This window comes from Limnohabitans sp. Bal53, assembly GCF_003063355.1.
Lineage (GTDB): Bacteria > Pseudomonadota > Gammaproteobacteria > Burkholderiales > Burkholderiaceae_C > Limnohabitans_A.
The window spans coordinates 688,517-712,613 of record NZ_NESH01000002.1 but is presented as its reverse complement, the minus strand read 5'-3'; the positions used below and the strand labels follow the sequence as shown (position 1 = coordinate 712,613).

The following is a 24,097-nucleotide window of genomic DNA, read 5'->3' as shown; positions in this document are numbered from 1 at the left end:
AAAAGAACCATTTGCCTAATGCATAGTTTCAGCAGCCCATGTCACACCATTGTCTAACGAAATCCGGGGCTATTCGCGCCCTGATATTTGACTCCGTTTTTGTTGTCAAGCCATGAACTTGATCAGTTGCGTGACCAAATCAGTTTGCCCAGAAAGTTGATGGCGCTTGGTTTGGGTGCTCTGTCTCCAAATCTGTAGCGTTTCGGCATTGAGCGCAGGCCATTCACCCGCTTCCACTCCATTCCAAACCCGATGCGCCTTGCGCAAACTCTCCGGCGCTTGCATCCATTCCAAAAACGCCTCCAGCTTGTCGTGGTGGGCGTTGTCGTCTTGTGGGTAAATGTGCCAGATGAAGGGCTGGCCTGCCCATAGCGCCCGCACCAGCGAGTCTTCGCCACGCACAAAATTCAAGTCGCAGGCCCAGAGCATTTCGTCGAAGCCGTTTTGGTCGGTGTAGGGCAGGGCGCTCCAGTACGGGTGTTCAGCCATGCCCGCCAGTGCTTTCTGCACCGCCGCCAGCGGGCGGCCGGGGGTGACGAGCAGGTGGTGGGGTGTGTCCACAAGTTGGGCCAGCAGTTGGGGGAGGGCAGCGGGTTCGTAGCAGAACAGGCTGATCAGCAGGCCCTCCGCAGCTAGGTTGGGGGCGTGTTGTTGGCGCCAGGCAGCGCGGTCAAAGTTTTGCTGGCGCTCCAGCAAGTCGGATTCGCGCAGCAGGCCGCCCGTGTCCTCTGTGAAGCCGGGGTAAAAGAAGGTCTTGGTCCAGCCCTTGGCCGGGCCGCTCATGATGGGTGAGGGCAGCTGGTGCATGCGGGGCACCCAGTCTTCGGCGCTCAGGTATTCGAGGTTGATCCATTTGGGTGGTTGCGCTCGGGTGGCTACGCCGTGCGCCACAAAGGCTTCAGGGATGTCGCAGCCAAAGGCTTCGACCCAGACATCCGCCGGGGGCAGCGTTTGCAGGGTGCTGGTTTGGCTGGCATCTGCCCACGGCCGCACTTCAATGCCAGGCTCTTGGTGGGCGGTGGGGGCCATCCAGGCCAGGGCCGATGCGTCGTCCACCCAAAGGCGCACGCGCTGGCCCGCGTCGCGCAACTGGCGCGTCAGCCGCCAGCACACGCCCAGGTCGCCGTGGTTGTCGATGACGGTGCAGAAGATGTCCCAGAGTTGGCCAGTTTGCATGCGGCGATTGTCGCTGGAGATTTCACAGACAATAGCCGCCATGTCGAACACCCATGATGAAGCCCTGCTCGCGCAAGTTGCCGCACTGCCCGCCTTGCCGGGGGTGTACCGCTACTTTGATGCGCAGGAGCAGCTGCTGTATGTGGGCAAGGCGCTGAACCTCAAGCGCCGGGTGTCGAGTTACTTCCAGAAGGACCACGGCGGCACCCGCATTGGCCACATGGTCAGCAAGATCACGCGCATGGAGACCACCGTGGTGCGCTCCGAGGCCGAGGCGCTGCTGCTTGAAAACAACCTCATCAAGACGCTGCACCCGCGCTTCAACATCCTGTTTCGGGACGACAAGAGTTACCCCTACCTCAAGCTCACGGGCAATGGCCGCGTGGCGCTGCCCGCGGTGGTCAAGACGCCCGAGGCGCAGCATTACCCGCGTGTGGCCTATTACCGGGGAGCGGTGGAAAAGAAGCACCGTTACTTCGGGCCGTTCCCCAGCGCGTGGGCGGTCAAGGAGTCGATTCAGCTGATCCAGAAGGTGTTCAGGCTGCGCACCTGCGAGGACACGGTGTTTGCTAACCGCACCCGGCCTTGCCTGCTGTTTCAGATCAAGCGTTGCTCGGGCCCGTGTGTGAACCTGATCAGCCCCGATGACTACAAAGCCGATGTGCAGCATGCCGAGCAGTTTTTGCGTGGCGAGACCCAGGCGCTGATGCGCGAGATGGAAGCGCGGATGATGCAGCATGCCGACAAGCTCGAATTCGAGTTGGCGGCCGAGGTGCGCAACCAGCTGACGGCGCTGTCGCGGGTCTTGCACCAGCAGTCGGTGGATACGGCGGTCGACACCGATGCCGACATTTTGGTGGCCAAAGTGCAGGGCGGCCGTGCCTGTGTGAACCTGGCCATGGTGCGCGGGGGACGGCACCTGGGCGACCGGCCTTACTTTCCGGTGCATGTGCAGGACGCGCAGGACCTGTTGGGCCTGGAGGAGGGCGAAGGGGAAGTTGTCATACAGCGCCCGATCGAGGTGCAGGTGCTCGAAGCCTTTTTGGCGCAGCACTACATTGGCGTGCCCGTGCCGCCGCTGCTGATCCTGAGCGCGGCGGTCGACAAAGCGTTGATTACGGCTTTGTCAGCGCAGTCGGGCGTGAAGATCAGCACGGTGACGAATCCGCGCGAGCACCGCCGTGTGTGGCTGGAGATGGCCGAGAAAAACGCCGAGCTGCAACTGGCCCGCTTGCTGGCCGAAGAAGGATCCCAGCAGGCCCGCACCCGGGCATTGGCCGAGGCGCTGGACTTGGCTCCGGATGATTTGGACCAGCTGCACATCGAGTGTTTCGACATCTCGCACACGGCGGGCGAAAACACGCAGGCGTCTTGTGTGGTGTTTCGCCAGCACAAGATGCAAAGCGGCGACTACCGCCGCTACAACATCGAAGGCATCACCCCGGGCGACGATTACGCGGCCATGCGCCAGGTGCTGATGCGCCGCTATGGCAAGTTGGCCGAGGCCTTGCGATCGGGCGAAGGCACAGCCCGCCTGCCGGACTTGGTGCTGATCGACGGCGGCAAAGGCCAGGTCAGTATGGCGCGTGAGGTGTTCACCGACTTGGGGCTGGACCTCTCGCGCATCGTGGGTGTGGAAAAAGGCGAGGGCCGCAAGGTAGGCCTGGAAGAGCTGGTGTTTGCCGATGGCCGCGAGAAGGTCTATTTGGGCAAGGACTCGGCCGCACTCATGCTGGTGGCGCAAATCCGCGACGAAGCGCACCGCTTTGCCATCACCGGCATGCGGGCCCAGCGGGCCAAGGTGCGCATGGGCGGCAGCAAGATCGAAGAAATCCCCGGCATCGGGCCGCGCAAACGCGCCAAGCTGCTTCAGCGCTTTGGCGGGGTGCGGGGTGTTGAAAGCGCCAGCGTGGAGGACTTGCTGGGCGTGGAAGGCATCTCGCGGGAGCTGGCCGAGACCATTTACAACGCCTTGCACTGAGGTCGCAGCCGCCTGTCATCAGGCTGTTGGCTGAGCGTGCCACAATGATCACCATGTTTTTCACCATTCCCACCATCATGACCTGGACGCGCATCGTCGCGATCCCTTTGATCATTGGCGTGTACTACCTCGACAGTTTGACGATCGAGACGAAAAACTTGATCGCGACGGTGCTGTTTGTGTTGTTCGCTTTCACTGATTGGCTGGACGGTTTTCTGGCCCGCAAGCTCAACCAGACCTCGGCCTTCGGGGCCTTTTTAGACCCGGTGGCCGACAAGTTTTTAGTTTGTGCCGCCTTGTTGATGCTGGTGCAGATGGACCGGGTGAATGTGCTGGTGGCGCTCATCATCATTGGTCGCGAGATCGCCATTTCGTCCCTGCGCGAGTGGATGGCCCAGATCGGGGCGAGCAAAAGCGTGGCCGTGCACATGGTGGGCAAGCTCAAGACCACGGTGCAAATGGTGGCGATTCCTTTCTTGCTCTACAACGGCACCTTGTTCGGTGTGATCGACACCCGAGTTTGGGGCGCTCTGTTGATCGTGGTGGCCGCCGTTTTGACGGTTTGGTCCATGGTGTACTACATGCAAAAGGCCTTGCCAGAGATTCGAGCCCGCGTGAGATGAGCGGGGGCCGTTCGTCTGACGCCTGGTTGAGGGCGATCCCCGCCGTGTTCGTGTTGATCTGGAGCACCGGCTTCATCGTCGCCCGCTTCGGTATGCCCCATGCCCCGCCTTTGTCTTTTTTGGCGCTGCGCTACGCCTTGTCCATCGCTTGCTTTTTGGCCTGGATCGCGTGGGCCAAGGTGGCTTGGCCCCAAAGCCGCGCGCAATGGCTGCACTTGTCGGTAACGGGTATCTTGATGCACGCGGGCTATCTGGGCGGCGTGTGGGTGGCGGTCAAGGCCGGCATGGGCTCGGGCTTGTCGTCCTTGATTGTGGGGTTCCAGCCAGTGTTGACGGCCATTTGGTTGGCCTACAGTTTGCGCGGCAGCGATCAGCCCGGCGTTTCGCGAAGGCAGTGGCTGGGCCTGTTGCTGGGTTTTGTGGGGCTGCTCATGGTGGTTTGGCGCAAGTTGACGCTGGGCTCACCCCTCGATCAGGTCACGTCTGCCAACATGGCCTTTGCCCTGGCCGCTTTACTCAGCATCACTGTGGGCACGCTTTACCAAAAGCGCTTTGTCCAAGCCTGTGATGTGCGCTCGGCCAACACGGTTCAGTTGCTGGCCGCTTTGTTGGTCACTTTGCCTTTTGCACTGATGGAAACCGAGGCCATGCGCTGGAACGGTGAGTTGATAGGGGCCATGACCTGGTCGGTGTTGGGTTTGACCTTGGGCGGCAGTTCGCTCCTCTACATGTTGATCCAGCGTGGGGCCGCAGCCTCGGTCACCAGTCTCATGTATTTGGTTCCACCTAGCACGGCCATGATGGCCTGGTTGCTGTTCGGCGAAACCATCACATGGGCCACTCTTTTGGGCACCGCCTTGACGGCTTGGGGGGTGAGTTGGGTGGTGCGACCGTCCCGCAGGTGAAAACGATGGGTCGGCTTTGTTGCTAAGCTCTCGATTTTTTAAGTTCTGTCCATTTTTTCCAGATTCAGAAAGTACGCTTTATGAGCAAGCACCGCATCGCAGTCATTGCCGGAGATGGCATTGGCAAAGAAGTCATGCCCGAAGGCCTGCGCGTGATGGACGCCGCAGCCCGCAAATTTGGCATTGATCTGCAGTTTGACCATTTCGATTTTTCCAGCTGGGATTACTTTGAAAAGCACGGCCAGATGCTCCCCGACAACTGGAAAGACCAGATCGGTGGCCACGACGCTTTGTATTTTGGTGCGGTGGGTTGGCCCGGAAAAATCGCCGACCACGTCTCGCTGTGGGGCTCGCTGTTGTTGTTCCGCCGTGAGTTTGACCAGTACATCAACCTCCGCCCAGCGCGCTTGATGCCCGGCATCATCGCCCCTGTGGTGCGCCGCGATGGCAGCCCGCGTATGCCGGGCGAAATCGACATGTACATCGTGCGTGAAAACACCGAGGGCGAGTACTCGGCCGTGGGTGGCCGCATGTTCCCGGGCACCGAGCGCGAGATCGTGATGCAAGAGACCATCATGAGTCGCATTGGGGTGGACCGGGTGCTGAAGTTTGCGTTTGAGTTGGCGCAGTCGCGCCCCAAAAAGCACCTTACCAGCGCCACCAAGTCCAATGGCATCGCCATCACCATGCCCTACTGGGATGAGCGTGTGGCCGAAATGGCCAAAGGCTACCCGGGCATCAATGTGGACAAATTCCACATCGATATCCTCACGGCCCATTTTGTCCAACGCCCCGACTTTTTTGATGTGGTGGTGGCCAGCAATTTGTTTGGCGACATCCTGAGTGATCTGGGGCCGGCCTGCACGGGCACCATTGGGATTGCGCCCAGCGCCAACCTCAACCCTGATCGCAAGTTCCCGTCCTTGTTTGAGCCTGTGCACGGCTCGGCGCCAGATATCGCAGGTCAAGGCATTGCCAACCCGATTGGCCAGATTTGGTGCGGCGCCATGATGCTCGAATTTTTGGGCCACAAGGACGCACACGATGCGGTGTTGGGTGCCATCGAAAAGGTGCTGGCCGCTGGTGCCGATGCGCCGCGTACGCCCGATTTGGGCGGCAAGGCCACAACAGCAGATGTGGGCCGTGCAATTGCACAAGCGCTTTGAGCTGAACCATGAAAAAAACTCTGCCAGCCCCTGAGAAGTACTACTTTCAAGGCTAGAATCCAACGCCAATCGGGCCAAGCCTGAATGCGATTGACAGGCCCACAAGGACTGGTTTTAATCACCTCAGGCATAGAATGCCTGAATCAATTTCATCAACATGCCCACGCTGTTGATTCCGATCTCAGACCAATCGTCGGTCCTTCCGGCACTAACACCCAGAGGTTTTTTGTGAACAAAACAGAATTGATCGAACACATTGCCAAGCACGCCGACCTGTCTAAGGCCGCTGCTGGTCGCGCCCTCGAAGCCACCATTGGCGCTGTGCGCACCACCTTGAAAAAAGGCGGCACAGTTTCATTGGTGGGTTTTGGTACATTTGCCGTTGGCAAACGTGCTGCCCGCACAGGTCGCAATCCCCGCACGGGCGCTGCGATTAAAATCAAGAAAGCCAATGTGCCAAAGTTCCGTCCAGGCAAAGGTCTGAAAGACGCTTTGAACTGAAAGCACTTGTGAGAGGGCGCTTAGCTCAGTTGGTAGAGCGGCTCCTTTACACGGAGTAGGTCGGCGGTTCGAGACCGTCAGCGCCCACCACCTCTCAAACAAAGGCGAACCCCAGGTTCGCCTTTTTTATTGATAAACCGAGACTTACGACATGTTTGACACCATCCGCAACAATTCCAAGATCCTGATGGGCTTGCTGGTTTTGCTGATCATCCCATCTTTCGTGTTGTTTGGCGTCGATGGTTACAACAACATGGGCGATCGCGGTGCTGTGGTTGCCAAAGTCGGCGATTTGGAAATCACCCAGCAAGAGTGGGATGCGATGCACCAACAAGAAGTGGACCGTATCCGTGCTTCTGCCCCCAACCTGGACGCCAAGTTGCTGGGCTCGGAAGAGGCCCGTTACGCCAGTCTTGAGCGCATGGTCAATGACCGTTTGATCGCTGTGGCGGCTGAAAAGCAGCTGCTGGTGACCAGCGACCAGCGCTTGGCCAACTACTTGCAGCAAGACCCCTCGATCGCCAGTCTGCGCGGCCCGGACGGCAAACTGGACATGGACCGTTACCGTCAATTGGCAGCCAGCCAAGGCATGACGCCTGAAATGTTCGAAGCGCGTGTGCGCCGCGACCTGTCCAATCAGCAGGTGCTTTCCACCTTGCAGGCCTCTGCTGTGGCTTCGCAGCGTCAAACTTACACCGCTTTGCAAGCCTATTTGCAACGACGCGAAATTCAGGTCCAGCGCTTTGAGCCTGCTGCTTTTGCGGCCAAGGTCCAGGTGACTGATGCTGATTTGGAAAAGTTCTACCAGGCCCAGTCCGAACGTTTCCGTTCGCCAGAGTCTGCTGACGTGGAATACCTGGTCCTTGATGCGGCCGCTTTGGCCAAAAATATCCAATTGCCCGAGCAGGACGTGAAAACCTATTACGAGCAAAATCTGCAGCGCCTGTCTGGCCAAGAGCAACGCCGGGCTCGCCACATCTTGATCAATGCGGCCAAGGATGCGCCTGCAGCAGACCGTGAAAAAGCCCGAGCCAAAGCCGAAGCCTTGCTGGCTGATGTGCGCAAAGATCCCAAGTCTTTTGCCGAGTTGGCCCGCAAGAACTCGGACGACCCAGGCTCGGCCGCCAATGGTGGCGATTTGGACTTCTTCGCCAAAGGAGCCATGGTCAAGTCATTTGAAGACGCCACATTTGCCCTGAAAAAAGGCGACATCAGCGCGGTGGTGGAGTCTGAATTCGGCTTCCATATCATCCAGCTGACCGACATCAAGGCCCCTGCAGCGCCCAGCTTTGAGTCGATGCGGCCCCAACTTGAAGCCGACTTGCGCGAGCAACAAGCCAAGCGACAGTTTGCTGAATTGGCGGAGACCTTCAGCAACAGCGTGTACGAGCAGGCCGACACCTTCAAGCCCGTGGCAGACAAACTCAAACTCAGCATCCTGCAAGCTCAAGGCTTGAGCCGTATCCCCACGGCTGCAAAGACTGGCGTGATGGCCAACCCCAAAGTCTTGGAAGCCTTGTTCGCCGAAGAGTCGATCAGCAAGCGCCGCAACACGGCCGCCATTGAGTTGGGCAACAACACCCTGGTTTCTGCACGCATCGTCAACTACCGCGCAGCGGCCGTGCGGCCCTTTGGTGATGTCAAAGAGGCCGTGCGCACTCAATACATACTGGAGCAATCACAAGCCTTGGCCAAGGCTGAAGGCGAGGCCCGTCTGAGCGCATGGAAAGCCCAGCCTGCTCAAGCCCAAGTGGGCAATGCGCTGGTGGTCTCGCGTGACCAAACACAGGGCCAGCCCCAGGCTTTGGTCGACGCGGCGCTTCGTGCTGACCCTTCAGCCATGCCCGCTCTTGTTGGGGTGGATTTGGGTGCACAAGGCTATGCCCTGGTGCGCGTGAACAAGCTGGTGTCGCGTGAAGAGTCCAATGCGCAGCAACAAGCCCAAAGCCGTGAGCAATTTGCTCGCTTGCTCGGCAACGCGGAAGCGGGTGCCTATCTGGCCCACTTGCGCTCGCAATTCAAGGTGGAAATCCTGGTCAATAAACCCAAGGCCAAAACGGCTTCATAATTCTGCGCAAGCGCTGGTTTTTGACCCTAACTTCGGGTTATAATTTTGGCTTCGCGGTGGCTGTAGCTCAGTTGGTAGAGTCCAGGATTGTGATTCCTGTTGTCGTGGGTTCGAGCCCCATCAGCCACCCCAAAATCACGCAAAAGCCCAGCCTTCATCGGCTGGGCTTTTTGCTTTGTGGCGTCGCCCCTGAGGCTGTTTCAGCAAGAGGACCGTTGCTTGGGCGGCCCTCCACTGGCACCTCTTGCTTTAAGGCGCCACCTCCACCTTCGGTGTCCCCAAACTCCTGAGCACATCACGCACCATCTGCGCCCGTGCCTTGGGGTCGGGCAGTTCGCGTTCGATGCGAATTTTGTCGTTGCCCGCCAGCTTGATGTGTTTGTTCTTTTGGATCAGGCCGATGATGGCCATGGGGTCCACGGGTGGGTTGGGTTTGAAGGTGATCTGGATGACACCCGGGGCGGCATCGACCTTGATGACGCCATAGGGCTGGGTCAGCACGCGCAGGCGGTGCACGTCCACCAGGGTTTGCGCTTGTGGGGGCAATTTGCCAAAGCGATCTACCAGCTCTTCGAGCAAGGCGTCGATCTGGTCGCTGGTTTTGGCGGTGGCCAGCTTTTTGTAAAAGCTCAGGCGCAGGTGCACGTCGCCGCAGTAGTCGTTGGGCAGCAGGGCCGGGGCGTGCAGGTTGATGTCGGTGGTGACCGACAGGGGGCTGAGTAAATCGGGCTCTTTGCCCGCTTTCAAGCTGCGCACCGCCTCGGACAGCATTTCGTTGTAGAGCTGAAAACCCACTTCGAGCATGTTGCCGCTCTGGTTTTCGCCCAGCACCTCGCCCGCGCCGCGAATCTCCAGGTCGTGCATGGCCAAATAAAAACCGCTGCCCAACTCTTCCATTTGCTGGATCGCGTCGAGGCGCTGCGCCGCTTGTTTGGTCAGGCCTTCGATCTCGGGCACCATCAAATACGCATAGGCTTGGTGGTGCGAGCGGCCCACGCGCCCGCGCAGCTGGTGCAGCTGGGCCAGGCCGAATTTGTCGGCGCGAGAGATCACGATGGTGTTGGCCGTGGGCACGTCGATGCCGGTCTCGATGATGGTCGAGCACAGCAAGATGTTGTAGCGCTGGGCCACAAAGTCGCGCATCACGCGCTCGAGCTCGCGCTCGGGCATCTGGCCGTGGGCCACGGCAATGCGGGCTTCGGGCAGGATTTCTTCGAGCTTTTGCTTGCGGTTCTCTATGGTCTCGACCTCGTTGTGCAAAAAGTAGCACTGCCCGCCGCGTTTGAGTTCGCGCAGCACCGCCTCGCGGATCACGCCCGTGCCCTCGTTGCGCACAAAGGTCTTGATGGCCAAGCGGCGTTGCGGCGCAGTCGCAATCACGCTCAAATCGCGCAAGCCCTCCAGCGCCATGCCCATGGTGCGGGGGATGGGGGTGGCGGTCAGCGTGAGCACATCGACCTCGGCCCGCAGCCCTTTCATGGCCTCTTTATGGCGCACACCAAAGCGGTGTTCCTCATCGATGATGAGCAGGCCCAGGTCGTGGAACTTGGTGGATTCGCTCAGCAACTTGTGTGTGCCCACCACGATGTCCACCGTGCCGTCGGCAATGCCTTTGAGCGCGGCAGTGACTTCTTTGCCCGAGCGAAAGCGCGAGACTTCAGCCACTTTGACGGGCCATTTGGCAAAGCGGTCTTTGAGGGTTTGGTAGTGCTGCTCGGCCAGCAGCGTGGTGGGGGCCAGCAGTGCGACCTGTTTGCCGCCGGTCACGGCTACAAAGGCGGCACGCAGGGCCACCTCGGTCTTGCCAAAACCCACATCGCCACAGACCAAGCGGTCCATCGGGCGAGGGCTGATCATGTCTTGAATGACGCAGTGGATGGCGGCCTTTTGGTCGGCGGTTTCTTCAAAGCCAAAGTCGTTGGCAAAGGTCTCGTAGTCTTGCGGGCTGTAGCGGAAAGGGTGGCCCTCGCGTGCAGCGCGGCGGGCGTAGATGTTGAGCAACTCGGCTGCGGCGTCGCGCACCTGCTCGGCGGCGCGGCGTTTGGCTTTTTCCCATTGGCCCGAGCCCAGTTTGTGCAGGGGCGCTTCGTCGGCGCTCACGCCCGTGTAGCGGCCAATCAGCTGCAGCTGGCTCACGGGCACATAGAGCGTGGCCTTGTCGGCGTATTCGAGGTGCAAAAACTCTTGCAGCGCTGGCGTGCCGTCTTCGTTTTTCTGGCCCATGTCCATGTTGACCAGACCCCGGTAGCGGCCAATGCCGTGGGCACTGTGCACCACCGGGTCGCCCACGTTCAGCTCGCTCAGGTCTTTGATCAGCGCTTCCACATCGCTGACTTGTTCCTGCTTTTTGCGGCGGCGCGTGACGGACCCGGCTGCAAAGAGTTCGGTCTCGGTGACCAGGTCGATGTTGTGCTCGAACCAATGGAAGCCGCTGACCAGTGCAGCGGTGGCCATGCCGATTTTTTCGTTGCTGGTCAAAAAGTCTTCGAGGCTGTCAAAGACGGGTGGCGTGAGGCCGCTGGAGCGCACGAAGTCGAGCAGGCTTTCGCGTCGGCCATCGCTCTCGGCCAAGATCAGCACGCGGCTGGCGCTGCTGCGGATGTGCGCTTGCAAGCGCGACAGCGGGTCTTCGGCACCGCGTACCACCGTCAGCTCAGGCAAGGGCTGGGCGAGGGTGTTGTCGGTCACGTCTTGCGTGCCTGGGCGCAAAGCCAATTGGGCATGGCCGTTGGTCAGTGTGTAGAACTGTTCGGCACTCAAAAACAGCGCATCGGGCGGCAGCACGGGCCGCTCGGGGTCGCCCTGCACCAGCCGAAAGCGGTCGCGGGTGTCTTGCCAAAAGCGCTGGAAGGCGGGTTCTAGATCGCCGTGCAGCACCACGGTGGCGGCATCGGCCTGGCCAGCTCCCAGGTAATCAAACACCGTGGCGGTTTCTTCAAAAAACAGGGGCAGGTAGTACTCGATGCCCGCCGTGGCCACGCCGTTGCCCATGTCTTTGTAGATGCGGCTCTTGGTCGGGTCGCCTTCGAGCAGCTCGCGCCAGCGGCTGCGAAAGCGCGCACGGGCCGCCTCGTCCATCGGGAACTCGCGCCCGGGCAAAAGGCGAACCTCGGGCACGGGGTAGAGGCTGCGCTGGCTGTCGGGGTCGAAGGTGCGGATGCTGTCGATCTCGTCGTCAAACAGGTCCACCCGGTAAGGCACCAGCGAGCCCATGGGGAAAAGGTCGATCAAGCCGCCCCGCACCGCGTATTCGCCGGGGCTGACCACTTGGCTCACATGCGAGTAACCCGCCAGTGTGAGCTGGGCTTTGAGTTGGGCTTCGTCGAGCTTTTGCTTGACCTTGAATTCGAAGGTGTAGCCCGCCAAAAAGGACGGTGGCGCCAAGCGGTACAGCGCGGTGGTCGCAGGCACCAGCACCACGTCGGCGCTTTCGGCGTGGTTGCGCTGCTTGATGCGCCACAAAGTGGCCAAGCGCTCGCTGATCAGGTCCTGGTGCGGCGAGAAGGTGTCGTACGGCAGGGTTTCCCAGTCAGGGAACATCACGCAGCGCAGATCCGGGGCAAAAAACACCAGCTCGTCCATGAGGCGCTGGGCGTCGGCCGCGTCACTGGTGACGATGGCCGTGAGCTTGCCCGCTTTTTTCTCGCGCAGGGCCAGTTGGGCCAGCAGCACGGCATCGGCCGATCCAACAGGGCGGGGCAGGGTGAAACGTTTGCCGGTGATGAGGCTGGGGAGTTGCATGGTGGCGATGGGCGATAAAAATGCAAAACACCCCCCGCCAAGAAGGAGGGGGGTGTCAAAGTGAATGGGTCAGATTGTAGGTTGTGGGCAGAAAACTTGCCTCAAAGCTTCAATGACTGCAAGGGGTCTGTTGTCATTCGCTTTCGGCTTGCTTGAACTTCATCAAGGCCATCAAGCCGCCAGCGCTGTTGTTGAATACCGAAAACGTGCCGCCCATGCGTTGCACCGAGCGCTCAACGATGGCAAGACCCAAGCCAGAACCGGTGGCCGCTGTACGGGCTGCATCACCTCTGAAAAAAGGTTGGGTCAGGTTCTTCAGCGTTTCATCTGACACGCCAGGGCCTTGATCGCGCACGCGCAGCAGCACCCAACCGTCGTGCACGCGGGCCACGATTTCAACTCGGGTGATGCCGTCCGCGGGGCTTTGGCCGTAGCGGCGCGCGTTTTCCAGCAGGTTGGACAACACACGTCCGAGCTCCACCGTTTCAGCTTGCACCTGCAGGTCTTCTCTCACATCCACTGTGATTCTCAGGCGCGCGTTGTTGCGCCATGGTGTGATGCAGCGGCTGATGACGCCTGACAAGAGGACGGGTCCAAGGTCGCTGGATTCAGGGCGCGCGTAATCTAAAAACTTGTCAATGATCTCATCGAGTTGCTCAATATCAGCCACCATCAACTCGCGGGTTTGCAGGTCGCTGACACTCAACTCCGTCTCCAAACGCAAGCGTGCCAATGGCGTTCGCAAGTCGTGGGAAATCCCGGCCAGCATCAAAGCACGTTCGGCTTCGATCTTGGCCAGGCGCTCGGCCATGCGGTTAAAACCGATGTTGACCTCTCGGATCTCGCTGGTTGCGGCCGCCTCGTCCAGAGGAGAGCCATGAAACTGCCCCTCACGCACCAAGCTGGCTGCATGAGACAGCCTCTTGAGTGGGCGATTGATCAGGCCTGCCATGATGGCCGCCCCCACCAGGGAAAGCGCTGTCGTGAAGCTCAACCACATCAGCCAAGCGCTGCCCCCCAAGGGCTTGAGTCGCGAGGGGTCCATTTGAAGCCAGTAGCTGTCGCGTTCGATGGCAAAACCAATCCACAGCCCCTCTTGCTCGTTGACGCTGGAGGCCACAACGGTGCCAGGCCCCAGTCGCTTGACCATCTCATCCACCAGTCGGCTGTCCAAGCTCGAATCGGTGAATGGGACGCTGCGGTCCGTGGGCTCGCGAAGCTGGATGCTGACATCTTCTTCGTCGGCCAACATTTTGATCAGGGACAAGCGCGCGATTTCGTCACTGTTTTTCAGAGCGGTTTTGGTCAGGTTGACCACAGTGGCGATTTGATGGGCATTGCGCAGGATGCGTGGTTCGTATTCCTGGGTTCTGAACATTTGCAGCCAAGCCACGCTGCTGAAAAAAATCAGCAAGGCCAGCAAAATGAAGGTTCGCCAAAAAAGGCTGACCTTGAGCATGGGGCCAGCGGTTGGCCCGGGCGTCACCTCATCTGGGGCAATCTGCACGGGTTTCACGCTTGTCCATCGGGCACAAACACGTAACCCACACCCCAAACGGTCTGGATGATTTTGGGCGATGCCGGGTCGACTTCGATCATTTTGCGCAGACGGGAGATCTGCACATCCAGACTGCGGTCAAAGGGCTCAAACTCCCGCCCGCGCGCCAATTGGGCCAGCTTGTCACGGGTCAGGGATTGCCGCGGGTGTCTGGCCAAGGCCTTGAGCATGGCAAATTCGCCGGTGGTCAGCGCCATGTCCACGCCGTCCTTGCTCAGCGACCGGGCCCCCAAGTCAAGCTTGAAGTGGCCGAAAATGATGACCTCTTCTTCTGCCGAGGGTGAGCCGGGCAGCTCTGTGGCAGGTCTGCGGCGCAGCACTGCATGGATGCGGGCCAGCAGCTCTCGGGGGTTAAAGGGCTTGCCCAGGTAGTCGTCGGCCCCGATCTCCAGGCCATTGATGCGGTCCACATCCTCGCCTTTGGCGGTCAACATGATGACCGGCGTGTTCACACCGTTGGCGCGCAGACGCCTGCAAATGCTCAGGCCGTCTTCGCCGGGCAGCATCAGGTCGAGCACGATCAAGTCGATCGTCTCGCGTTGCATGATGCGGTCAAGGGCGCGGCCGTCTTCGGCCAACAACACGTCAAAGCCTTCTTGTGACAGAAAGCGGCGCAACAAGTCGCGGATGCGGGTGTCGTCGTCAACAATGACGATCTTGTCCAAGCGTGCAGAGTTACTCATCGTTTTACTGGGCGGTCCAGCCGCCGTCCATGTTCCAGGCCACACCGCGCACGTTGTTTCCTGCGGCCGAGCAGAAGAACACCGCCAGCTCGCCCAGTTCTTCGGGCGTGGTGAACTGCATGGAGGGCTCTTTCTCTTGCAGCAGCTGTTTTTTGGCTTCTTCGTTCGACAAACCCATGGCCGCGGCCTTGGCGTCCACCTGTTTTTGCACCAGAGGCGTCAAAACCCAGCCGGGGCAAATGGCGTTGCAGGTCACGCCTGTGGTGGCGTTTTCGAGCGCGGTGACCTTGGTCAGGCCAACCACACCGTGCTTGGCGGCTACGTAAGCCGACTTTTCGGCCGAACCGACCAGGCCGTGGATGGATGCGAGATTGATGATGCGGCCCCAGTTGGCCGCTTTCATGGCAGGCAGGGCCAGTCGTGTGGCGTGGAAGGCGCTGCTCAAGTTGATGGCGATGATGGCGTCCCAGCGCTCGACAGGAAAGTCTTCGATCTTGGCCACATGCTGGATGCCGGCGTTGTTGACCAAAATGTCGACGCGTCCAAAGGTGTCCGCTGCAAAGGCCATCATGGCTTCAATCTCGGAGGCTTTGCTCATGTCGGCGCCGTGGTAGGCCACTTTCACGCCCAGTGCAGCAATCTCGGCCTTGGGGCCTTCGGCATCGCCAAAACCGTTCAGCACAATGTTGGCGCCTTGCTTGGCCAAAGACTTGGCAATGCCCAATCCGATGCCGCTCGTTGAGCCAGTGACCAGTGCTGTTTTACCTTGCAACATGTTTTCCACTCCGAAAGATGAATTAGGATGTTCAAAAGTCCATTATCGCGCCGCTCAAGCCCGGTTTAATGGGCAAGTCCTCCAGATTGTTTTCGATTTTCATCACCTTGACCCCTACCTTGAACCCCACCCCGGCCTCGAACACCTGCGCCCCATCCCCCCAACTCGAATGGGTCACTTGCCCTCATCCCGAGGGCCAGCACCGCATGGCCTATTGGCGCTGGGGCGATGCAGGTGCCCGCCGTGTGGTGGTGTGTGTGCACGGCTTGACCCGACAGGGCCGCGACTTTGACCGTTTAGCCCAGGCTCTGCTGGCGCAAAGCCCCGAGCCATTGCAAATCATCTGCCCCGATGTGGCCGGTCGCGGTCGAAGCGAATGGCTGAGCGAGCCCACCCTGTACCAAATTCCGCAGTACGCGGGTGACATGCTGGCGATGTTGGCCCAGATTCAGCTGCAATTGGGGGCAGACAAGCCCCTGCAAACGCTCGACTGGGTGGGCACCAGCATGGGCGGCTTGATTGGCATGGTGCTGGCAGGGCAGCCCAGCTTGCCTTTGCCTTGCCCGATTCGTCGCTTGGTGCTCAATGACGTGGGCCCGGCCATCACTTGGTCTTCGGTGCAGCGCATGCAAGTTTATGTGGGTCAATACGGTCAATACCGCGATCTGGATGAAGCCGCCGCCGCTTTATGGGAGCTGTCTCAAGGTTTTGGCCCGGTTTTGCCAGAGGTTTGGCGCGAGATGTCGTTGCACATGACCCGCGCCGCCGCCGATGGCCAACTGACGCTGCATTACGACCCGGCCATTGGGGTGCCCGTGCGGGCCTTGACCGCCGAAGCAGCTGCCTCTGGAGAAGCCATGTTGTGGGCCTTGTACGACCAAATTCAGGCACAAACACTGTTGATTCGGGGTCAAGATTCAGACTTGCTGACGCCCGAAACTGCTGCCCAGATGACTCAGCGTGGCCCCCTTGCGAAGCTGGATACCTGGCCTGGATGTGGCCACGCGCCCACCTTGACGGGAGACGATCAGATCGCGGTTTTGACGCATTTTTTGTTGGGTGACTAGGGTTATGGTCAGCCCTACCTCCAGCCACTCGGCCAGCCCCATGTCCACGACGGGCCGCTTGCACGCGCCTCATTTGCCGCCCGTCGTGCTGGCCACAGCGCAAGGGTCAGATCAGACCGAAACCCTGGCCAAAGCCCGTGTTTTTGCCGAGCCACTGATTGCCGGAGAAACGCTGGACACCGGTGAAAACATCTTGGCGCATGCCGATGCCGTGGCCGAAATTTTGGCGGGTATTGGGGGTTCTGTGGCCATGCAGGCGGCCTGTTACCTGGTGTATGCCTGTCCGCACCTGAACAAACCCGAAGAGGTGATGGCCAAGGCCTTTGGCCCGCAGTTGGCGCAACTGGCCATTCAAACCAATCAGCTGGTTCATGTTCAGCGCCTCTCGCGTGCGGCCGCGTCGAGCACGCTTGGGCCTGATAACACGCCCTTGAGTCCCCGCATCCAGACCGAAAACGTGCGCAAGATGCTGCTGGCATTCAGCCGCGATTTGCGTGTGGTCATGCTGCGCTTGGCCTCACGTTTGCAAACCCTGCGCCATTTTGCTGCCACCAAACTGCCAGTGCCCCCGGCGCTGGCCAGCGAGTCGCTGCAGGTGTTTGCGCCCTTGGCCAACCGTTTGGGCATTTGGCAGATCAAATGGGAGATGGAGGACCTGTCATTCCGTTTTCTGGAGCCCGTGATCTACAAGGACATTGCTCGGCTGCTGGATGAAAAACGCACCGAGCGCGAGCGTTACATGGTGGCCCTGCGAGAGCGCTTGCAGCAGGCCTTGGCCTCTCAGGGCATTGCGGCTTCGGTCGAGGGTCGGCCCAAACACATCTACAGCATCGTGCGCAAAATGCGCGGCAAGTCCTTGCCCTTTGAGCGTGTGTTCGACATCCGTGCGCTTCGCGTGGTGGTGCCTAGCGTGGCCGATTGTTACCACGCGCTCAGCTGGGTGCACGAGCACTTTGTGCCGATTGCCGAGGAGTTTGACGACTACATCGCCAAGCCCAAAGCCAACGGCTACCAGTCGCTGCACACCGTGGTGCGCGATGCCGACGGCGGCCCGATCGAGGTGCAAATCCGCACCCAAGCCATGCACGACCATGCCGAGCACGGCGTAGCCGCCCACTGGGCTTACAAAGAAGCGGGCACCAAAGGCTATGCAGGGGTGTCGGCCACCAGCGAATACGACACCAAAATCGCTGTGTTGCGACAACTGTTGGCCTGGGAGCGCGACCTGTCTGGCGCAGCTCAAGCCAGTGCACCAGGCAGCAGTCTGTTCGACGACCGTATTTACGTGCTGACACCCGATGCGGCAGTGGTTGAGCTGCCGCAAGGCGCCACGCCCATCGACTTTGCTTACACCGTGCATACCAACTTGGGTCACCGTTGCCGGGGGGCCAAGGTGGATGGGGCCATGGTGCCGCTGAACACCCAGTTGGCCAACGGTCAGACGGTGGAGATCACCGCCATCAAGGAGGGCGGCCCCTCGCGCGACTGGCTCAATCCTGAGTTGGGCTTTTTGGCCAGCCCTCGGGCCAGAGCCAAGGTGAGGGCCTGGTTCAACGCGCAAGTCAGTGCCGAGACCATCGCCCGCGGGCGCGAATTGGTCGAGAAATTTTTGCAACGGCTGGGTCGCACGGCCATTCGACTGGAAGAACTGGCCAACCAGCTGGGCTTCAAGTCAGCCGATGGCCTCTTTGAGGTGGTGGGCAAGGATGAGTATTCGCTGCGCAATATCGAGGTTTTGCTTAACCCGCCAGAGGCTGCACCACAAGCCGACGAGGTCCTGCACAAGAAGTTCAAAGAAGCCGTGCCTCGCAAGACACCCAATGGTGTGCTTGTCGTCGGTGTGGATTCTTTGCTCACGCAGCTCTCGCGTTGCTGCAAACCTGCGCCGCCCGATGCGATCAGTGGATTTGTCACCCGCGGCAAAGGCGTGAGCATCCACCGCCAAGACTGCAGCAACTTCCGCGAGCTGGCTTTGCGCCACGGCGAACGCGTGATCGAGGTGCGCTGGGGCGAGCACAAAGGGGCCGCTGCTTCGGTGTATCCGGTGGACGTGGCGGTGGAGGCCTTTGACCGCCAAGGCCTGCTGCGCGACATCTCAGAAGTGTTTGCCAAAGAAAAGATGAATGTGATCGGGGTGCAAACCCAATCGGTGAAAGGCACTGCTTGGATGACCTTCACGGTGGAGATTGGCGATGCGGTCAGCCTGAGCAAGGTGCTGGGCACGGTGCGCAGCGTCAAAGGGGTGCGTGCGGCCAGACGGCGCTGAGGTTCATGCTTGATGAGGCTTCAGGCAGATGCCCATGCCGCCAGGGTAGAAGTCGAGAACTTGTTGCGCAAGGGGCAAAAATCGCGATTTTTATGGCTATAATTCAAGGCTTAGCAGGCGCGTAGCTCAGTTGGTTAGAGCACCACCTTGACATGGTGGGGGTCGCTAGTTCGAATCTAGTCGCGCCTACCAGATTTGGTAGGAAAAACAAGCACTTGGCAGCAATGCCCGGTGCTTTTTTTTCGTCAGTGCGGATAAAGTGCGGATAACCACCATCGGAAGTTAGTAAGCCCGCGAACGAGGTAATGGGTCTATGTAGAGCAATTTTTTGAACTCACTTGTGGTCACTTGATCACTACCTAAGTGCGATCCTCAGCTCAAGAGTACGGTGATAGTAGGCGCCCAGTTGCTGCCTGATAGTAGGGCGTCAGAGGTGATAGTAGAAGCCGTGTGGCAAGTGATAGTAGCTGCCGCTGATAGTAGGCCTGCATGAGAGTAGTGGGTGATAGTAGCTGCTACCCACCCCCTACAGGACCCCCAAGCCCGGGGGGGTGGGGGGATAGCTTCATGGTGGGTCCTCACAGCAAAGGTCAATTTTTTAGCTTGAATAAGCTGCAGAGAAGTTGATTGGGAACGCGGCAGTCTGACTTATTGTTTTTGAGCATTTTATTTTTACAATCACACCAGGCAGTGCCAAAGATTTGGCGGTCGGCTTGTGGTTAGTGGCTGTCGTTTGTATTTTTACCCTTGAAGTCCTGTTCAGGCTGGAAGCAGACCTTGCAAAAATTCTGCCGACTGGCCGTAGCCGACCCACAGCAGTCATTGGATTCATCAAATCCAACGACAACTGAAGAGAAAGATAGGTTGAGTGGAGTGTTAACGCTGACGAATTACTTGATGACGAATCTGGCCGTCGCCTGCTTTGCACCGAAGGAAATAACGGCCACAACTTTCGTGCCGGCCGTCACTTTGTAGGTTCCAGTCGCTTCCAGTTTGTCTCCGCTTGGCTTGAGTTCAACCTCTTGTTTTTCACTGCCTGTCAGCAAGGTCAATTTAGCTGTGGATTTGGACACATCCACCGCTTTGCCATGGTCACGCACATAAAGGCGAAGCGCTGTGACACTGGCCACCAACTCATAGTCAACATCCTTGACGGTGGCTAAAACGCCACCGTGCATGGGTTTGTGGGTGGCATCGCCGGGTCCGGCCCAAGCCATGTTGCCAAGCACTAAAGAAGCGGTGATTAAAAGCGTTTGCAATTTCATGAGATGTCCTTTTAAAGTTTGAGATTGAAGTTGAAAAAACGGGTGAACGGTCAGAACGCTTCAGCGTCTTTGTCCTGCAAAAGCGCCTCGGCGGGCTTGCGGCCAAAGAGCCAAAACATGGCAGGCGTCAGAAAGGTGTCGAGCAGCGTCGAGCTGATCAAGCCCGAGAAAATCACCACGGCGACCGGGTGCAAAATTTCGGTGCCGGGGCGTTCGGCCTCGAAGAGCAATGGTGCCAATGCGAAGGCAGTCACCAAGGCCGTCATCAACACCGGGCTCAAACGTTCCATCGAACCGCGCAAGATCATGGGCTTGGTGAAGGACTCTCCCTCAAAGCGCATCAGGTTGATGTAATGACTGACCTTCAAAATGCCGTTGCGCACCGAAATGCCCGCCAGCGTAATGAAGCCGACCAGGGCGGCCACCGACAAGGGCTGACCTGACAGCCAAAGACCCAACACGGCACCCACGAGCGCCAAGGGAATGTTCACCATGATCAAGGCCGACAAAACGGCGGACTTGTAGCGGCTGTAAAGCACCACAAACATCAACACCACAGAGACCACCGAGAGCAAAGAGATCAGGCGCGAGGCTTCTTCTTGCGCCTGAAACTGTCCTCCAAGGGTGATGAAGTAGCCCTCTGGCAATCGAGAATCCGCCGTCACTTTGCGTATGTCGGCCACGACTTCTGACAATGGGCGGCCCGAAGCGTTGGCAGAAATCACGATACGCCGCTTGCCGTTGTCCCGACTGATTTGGTTGGGACCATCGGCGTCTTCAATCGTTGCGATTTTGGACAGCGGAATTCTGCCCGAGGGTGTTTCGATCAACACCTGGCCCAGGCCTTCCAGCGATCGTGCGGATTCTGGTAAACGCACAACCAGCGCAAAGCGGCGACCTCCCTCCATGATTTGCGTGACACGTTCACCTTCCACCAGGGTCTGCAGTGTGGCAAGCACTTGCGCGCCAGACAGGCCGTATTGCGCCGCTGCCGCATAGTCCAACCGTACCTTGATTTGGGGCGCAAGAACTTGTTTTTCGATTTGCAGGTCGGCTATGCCCTCGATGCCTGACAGCCGTGAGCGCAGCGCATCGGCTTGCCCGCGCAGCACGTCCAGGTCTTCGCCAAAGATCTTGATGGCGATTTGTGAGCGCACCCCAGACAGCATGTGGTCGATGCGGTGTGAGATGGGTTGCCCCACCTCAATCGAAGCAGGCAGGTTGACCAAGCGCGCACGGATGTCGGCACGGACCTCATCCATTGAGCGCGTCAACTCGCCTGAGGGTTTGATGCCCACGTCCAATTCGCTGACATGAACGCCTTCGGCATGCTCATCCAATTCAGCACGTCCGCTGCGTCTGCCCACATGCAGCACTTCGGGCACCTGCTTGACCAGCACTTCGGCCTGGCGCGCCAGGTCAGAGGACTCGGTCAAGGTCACGCCCGGGTTCAGCCGTATGCCCACCAGTAAGGTGCCTTCATTGAAAGGAGGCAAGAAGGTGGTCGGAAAAAACGGAACAGCCGCCGCTGCAAACACTACCGTTACACATGCACTGGTTATCGCCACGCGTGGCTTGTCCAGCACTTTTTGCAAACTGCCTTTGTAGCCTTGCTTGAGCCATGCCAGCACTTTGGTGTCGCCATGGTCCAGGTTTTTCATGCCCGGCAAGAGGTAGTAGCTCAGCACCGGCGTCATCGTTACCGACACCAACAAAGAGGCCAGTGTCGAGATGATGAAGGCAATGCCCAGCGGCACAAACAACTTGCCTTCCAGGCCCGGCAAAGCAAAAAGCGGAAGGAAGACCAGCACGATGATCACCGTCGCATAGAGGATCGCCGAGCGGACTTCCATGGACGCCTTGGCCACGAGCGCGAGCAGCGACAGGCGCTGGCTTGGGTCCTTGGCACGGTCTTCTTTCATGCGCCGCAAGATGTTTTCCACATCCACCACGGCATCGTCCACCAGTCCGCCAATGGCAATCGCCAGCCCCCCCAGCGTCATGGTGTTGATCGACAAGCCAAAATACTTGAACACCAGTGCCGTGATGAAGATGGACACTGGGATGGCGGTGAGCGCAATGATGGTGGGGCGAACCGTGCCCAGGAAGAAGAACAGGATCGCGGCCACAAACAGCGAGGCGCCGATGAGTTTGCCTTGCAGCGTCGAGATCGAGGCCTCGATGAAGCTGGCCTGCCGGAAGGTCACACGGGGTGCCTCCATCCCCTCAGGAAGGGATGCCTTGAGATCCGTAATCGCTTCTTCAATCGACTGTGTCAAACGGGTCGTGTCAGCGGTGGGTTGCTTTTGAACGCCCAGAATCACGGCGGGCTTGCCTTCAAAGCCGGCATCCCCGCGTTTGATGGCGGCGGCAAACGTGACCTCAGCGATCTGCCGCAACAAGATGGGCTGGCCGTTCTTGGCGGTGATGGCCAAATTGCGCAAGTCCTCCAGGCGGGAGGTACGGCCCAGATGTCGAATCAGGTACTCGCGCCCGTTGAGCTCTAAAAAACCACCCGAGGTGTTGGCCGAAAACCCGCGCAACGCTGACTCCAACTGGTCCAAGGAGATACCTAAGTCCGACATGCGCGCTGTATTGGGCTGCACCTGAAACTGGCGCACTTCGCCGCCAATGGGGATGATCTGTGCGACGCCGGGGATGGACAGGAGTCGAGGCCGGAGCACCCAGTCGGCGTACTCACGCACGGCCATAGGGGAGATCTTCTGCGGATCGACAGGAATAGCGATCTGCATGATCTCACCCATGATGGAGCTGATCGGCCCCATCCGTGGAATTACCCCGGCAGCCAAACCTTCTTCCATGGACGAGAGACGTTCAGACACCAGTTGGCGTGCCCGAAAAATCTCTGTGTCCCAGTTGAAGGTGACATACAAAAAGGACAGGCCAGCAGAGGAAGTAGAACGAACCGATTCGACCCCAGGCAAGCCATTCATGGCCGTCTCCAGAGGAAAGGTAATCAGTTGCTCGACCTCTTCGGGCGCCATGCCACCCGCCTCGGTCATGATCGTCACAGTAGGTTTGTTGAGGTCGGGAAAGACATCGACTGGCGTTCGAGACAATGTGAATGCCCCGTAAGCCATCAATACGGCACCCGCTATCAACACCAGAAGCCGGTTGGTCAGGCTATTTTCGAGAAGCCACTTGAACATATCGTGACCCCTTTACCGGACTTGATTGACGAGCGTGGCACCTTGGGTCGCCACACGATCGCCAGACTTCAAGCCCGAGATCACCGTGACGCGCGCTCCATCCAGGGGCTCGAACGTCACCGTGCGGGGTTCAAACTGCTCAGCTGCAGACTTGACCCACACAACGTTCTGATTAGCAGCGTTTTTCATCAGTGCCGACTGGGGGACCGCAATACCCTGTGTCTTTTGCTTGGACTGCACATAGACTTTGACGGGCTGTCCAACGGCCAGACCTAGTAGTTCCGGGCTTTGCACTTGGAAGTTCAGCGGCAGCGCTTGCTCGCGCAAACTGCGCGCTGCACCCATGAAAATCAGCGGCGTGAGCTGGTCGCCGACAGCCAGTGAGGCACTGCCGATGTTGTTGGTCAGTGCGCTATCAAAAGCCAAGGCTTCGATGCGCAGTCGCCTAGGGTCGACAATTTCGAAAATTAATTCACGCGTGTCCACCACTTGACCTGCCACGACATGCGCCGAGGCAATCACGCCAGAAACGGGCGCGACCAGTGCTTCCTTGCTGCTGAGGCCGCCACCGACGGCCGACATGCGTTCGGTCAGGCTGAGCACGTCGCTCTCTGCGGCTTCCACTTCCTTGCGCGGCACCGTGTCCGATAACTCGCGCAAACGTGCCAAACGCTTTTCAGCAAGCGCTTTAGCCGCGCGAAATTCGGCCAATTGAGTCAACTGGCTGGCCCGCTCCAGGGGGGCGAACGCAGGGACGACGTAGGCCAAGACCTGTCCCTTCTTGACGGTTTGCCCTGCGTTGGGCAGGCCATTAGGGCCGGGTTCTATGCGTCCAGCGTTGATGGGCTGGACTTTGCCCCCAGCGTTGGGGTCCATCAGTACCTGACCATTGAGTTCAAAGGCGCGTGGCAGCTCAGCGGTTTCCACCACCATCGTGCGCACATTCAGTTGGCGTTGGGCTGGTTTGGGCAGAAACACGCTGCCATCGGCCATGCGCTGTGGACCATTGGCATTGGCCGTCGCAGGCGCAGCGCCGTGGTCATGGCCTTCGCCCGCGTACGTAGGCAGTGCAGCACCTGCAAGGGTCAAAGCAGTGGCCAGTGCCATCCAGTGGCGTTTTTTTGAAGTGTTGATTGTTTTCATGCTGAGGCT

16 protein-coding genes and 3 tRNA genes are annotated in these 24,097 nt (G+C 59.3%); 11 read left to right on the top strand and 8 right to left on the bottom strand.

Features of this window, described 5'->3' with window-relative positions:
• Positions 1–105 precede the first annotated feature (105 nt).
• Positions 106–1,176 (bottom strand): elongation factor P maturation arginine rhamnosyltransferase EarP, encoded by a 1,071-nt coding sequence (gene earP, locus B9Z50_RS08235; protein ID WP_108363703.1) that lies wholly within the window; start codon positions 1,174–1,176, stop codon positions 106–108.
• A 40-nt stretch (positions 1,177–1,216) separates the two neighbouring features.
• Between earP and uvrC the strand changes: the two genes are divergently transcribed.
• The 8 genes from uvrC (at position 1,217) to B9Z50_RS08195 (ending at position 8,552) form a co-directional block, all read left to right on the top strand.
• The gene (gene uvrC, locus B9Z50_RS08230; protein ID WP_108363143.1) at positions 1,217–3,157 is read left to right on the top strand and encodes an excinuclease ABC subunit UvrC; all 1,941 of its coding nucleotides are present in this window, start codon (positions 1,217–1,219) and stop codon (positions 3,155–3,157) included.
• 53 nt (positions 3,158–3,210) lie between these two features.
• Positions 3,211–3,780 carry a CDP-diacylglycerol--glycerol-3-phosphate 3-phosphatidyltransferase gene (pgsA, locus tag B9Z50_RS08225; protein WP_108363701.1) on the top strand — a complete coding sequence of 190 codons (570 nt, stop codon included), beginning with the start codon at positions 3,211–3,213 and terminating at the stop codon, positions 3,778–3,780.
• Positions 3,777–4,685, top strand: a complete 909-nt coding sequence (locus B9Z50_RS08220; RefSeq protein WP_108363142.1) for a DMT family transporter — start codon at positions 3,777–3,779, stop codon at positions 4,683–4,685. The genes pgsA and B9Z50_RS08220 overlap by 4 nt, the downstream gene beginning before the upstream one ends.
• Before the next feature lie 80 nt (positions 4,686–4,765).
• Positions 4,766–5,851, top strand: a complete 1,086-nt coding sequence (locus tag B9Z50_RS08215) for a tartrate dehydrogenase (protein WP_108363141.1) — start codon at positions 4,766–4,768, stop codon at positions 5,849–5,851.
• Between the two features lie 228 nt (positions 5,852–6,079).
• Positions 6,080–6,352, top strand: coding sequence for an HU family DNA-binding protein (locus B9Z50_RS08210; RefSeq protein WP_108363140.1), 273 nt, complete (start codon positions 6,080–6,082; stop codon positions 6,350–6,352).
• Between the two features lie 14 nt (positions 6,353–6,366).
• Positions 6,367–6,442, top strand: a tRNA-Val gene (locus B9Z50_RS08205).
• A gap of 61 nt (positions 6,443–6,503) precedes the next feature.
• Entirely contained in the window at positions 6,504–8,420 is a 1,917-nt protein-coding gene (locus tag B9Z50_RS08200) for a SurA N-terminal domain-containing protein (RefSeq protein WP_108363139.1), read from the top strand.
• Between the two features lie 56 nt (positions 8,421–8,476).
• Positions 8,477–8,552: transfer RNA gene (locus B9Z50_RS08195), tRNA-His, on the top strand.
• Positions 8,553–8,669: 117 nt separating this feature from the next.
• Here the strand turns inward: B9Z50_RS08195 and mfd are convergent.
• The 4 genes from mfd to B9Z50_RS08175 all read right to left on the bottom strand — a co-directional run bounded on the left by mfd (position 8,670) and on the right by B9Z50_RS08175 (position 15,177).
• Positions 8,670–12,161 carry a transcription-repair coupling factor gene (gene mfd, locus B9Z50_RS08190; protein ID WP_108363138.1) on the bottom strand — a complete coding sequence of 1,164 codons (3,492 nt, stop codon included), beginning with the start codon at positions 12,159–12,161 and terminating at the stop codon, positions 8,670–8,672.
• Between the two features lie 133 nt (positions 12,162–12,294).
• Positions 12,295–13,620: an ATP-binding protein gene (locus tag B9Z50_RS08185; protein WP_108363699.1), complete on the bottom strand. Its 1,326-nt coding sequence runs from the start codon at positions 13,618–13,620 to the stop codon at positions 12,295–12,297.
• Between the two features lie 53 nt (positions 13,621–13,673).
• Positions 13,674–14,402, bottom strand: coding sequence for a two-component system response regulator OmpR (gene ompR, locus B9Z50_RS08180; protein WP_108363137.1), 729 nt, complete (start codon positions 14,400–14,402; stop codon positions 13,674–13,676).
• A gap of 4 nt (positions 14,403–14,406) precedes the next feature.
• Positions 14,407–15,177 carry a 3-hydroxybutyrate dehydrogenase gene (locus B9Z50_RS08175; protein ID WP_108363136.1) on the bottom strand — a complete coding sequence of 257 codons (771 nt, stop codon included), beginning with the start codon at positions 15,175–15,177 and terminating at the stop codon, positions 14,407–14,409.
• Between the two features lie 206 nt (positions 15,178–15,383).
• On the opposite strand from B9Z50_RS08175, the gene B9Z50_RS08170 reads away from it, so the two are divergent.
• The 3 genes from B9Z50_RS08170 to B9Z50_RS08160 all read left to right on the top strand — a co-directional run bounded on the left by B9Z50_RS08170 (position 15,384) and on the right by B9Z50_RS08160 (position 18,702).
• Entirely contained in the window at positions 15,384–16,244 is an 861-nt protein-coding gene (locus B9Z50_RS08170) for an alpha/beta fold hydrolase (RefSeq protein ID WP_233249825.1), read from the top strand.
• 40 nt (positions 16,245–16,284) lie between these two features.
• A complete protein-coding gene (locus B9Z50_RS08165) occupies positions 16,285–18,510 on the top strand; it encodes a bifunctional (p)ppGpp synthetase/guanosine-3',5'-bis(diphosphate) 3'-pyrophosphohydrolase (RefSeq protein ID WP_108363697.1) in 2,226 nt (741 codons plus the stop codon).
• Between the two features lie 115 nt (positions 18,511–18,625).
• Positions 18,626–18,702 (top strand) — tRNA-Val (locus B9Z50_RS08160).
• Positions 18,703–19,400: 698 nt separating this feature from the next.
• On the opposite strand, the gene B9Z50_RS08155 is transcribed toward B9Z50_RS08160, so the two are convergent.
• From B9Z50_RS08155 to B9Z50_RS08145, 3 genes are read right to left on the bottom strand one after another with little or no spacing between them, the layout of a single operon-like run.
• Complete coding sequence (locus B9Z50_RS08155; RefSeq protein ID WP_108363134.1) at positions 19,401–19,775, bottom strand: hypothetical protein; 375 nt, start codon at positions 19,773–19,775, stop codon at positions 19,401–19,403.
• Positions 19,776–19,825: 50 nt separating this feature from the next.
• Complete coding sequence (locus tag B9Z50_RS08150) at positions 19,826–22,945, bottom strand: efflux RND transporter permease subunit (protein ID WP_108363133.1); 3,120 nt, start codon at positions 22,943–22,945, stop codon at positions 19,826–19,828.
• 12 nt (positions 22,946–22,957) lie between these two features.
• Positions 22,958–24,088: an efflux RND transporter periplasmic adaptor subunit gene (locus B9Z50_RS08145; RefSeq protein WP_108363132.1), complete on the bottom strand. Its 1,131-nt coding sequence runs from the start codon at positions 24,086–24,088 to the stop codon at positions 22,958–22,960.
• Positions 24,089–24,097: the final 9 nt, after the last annotated feature.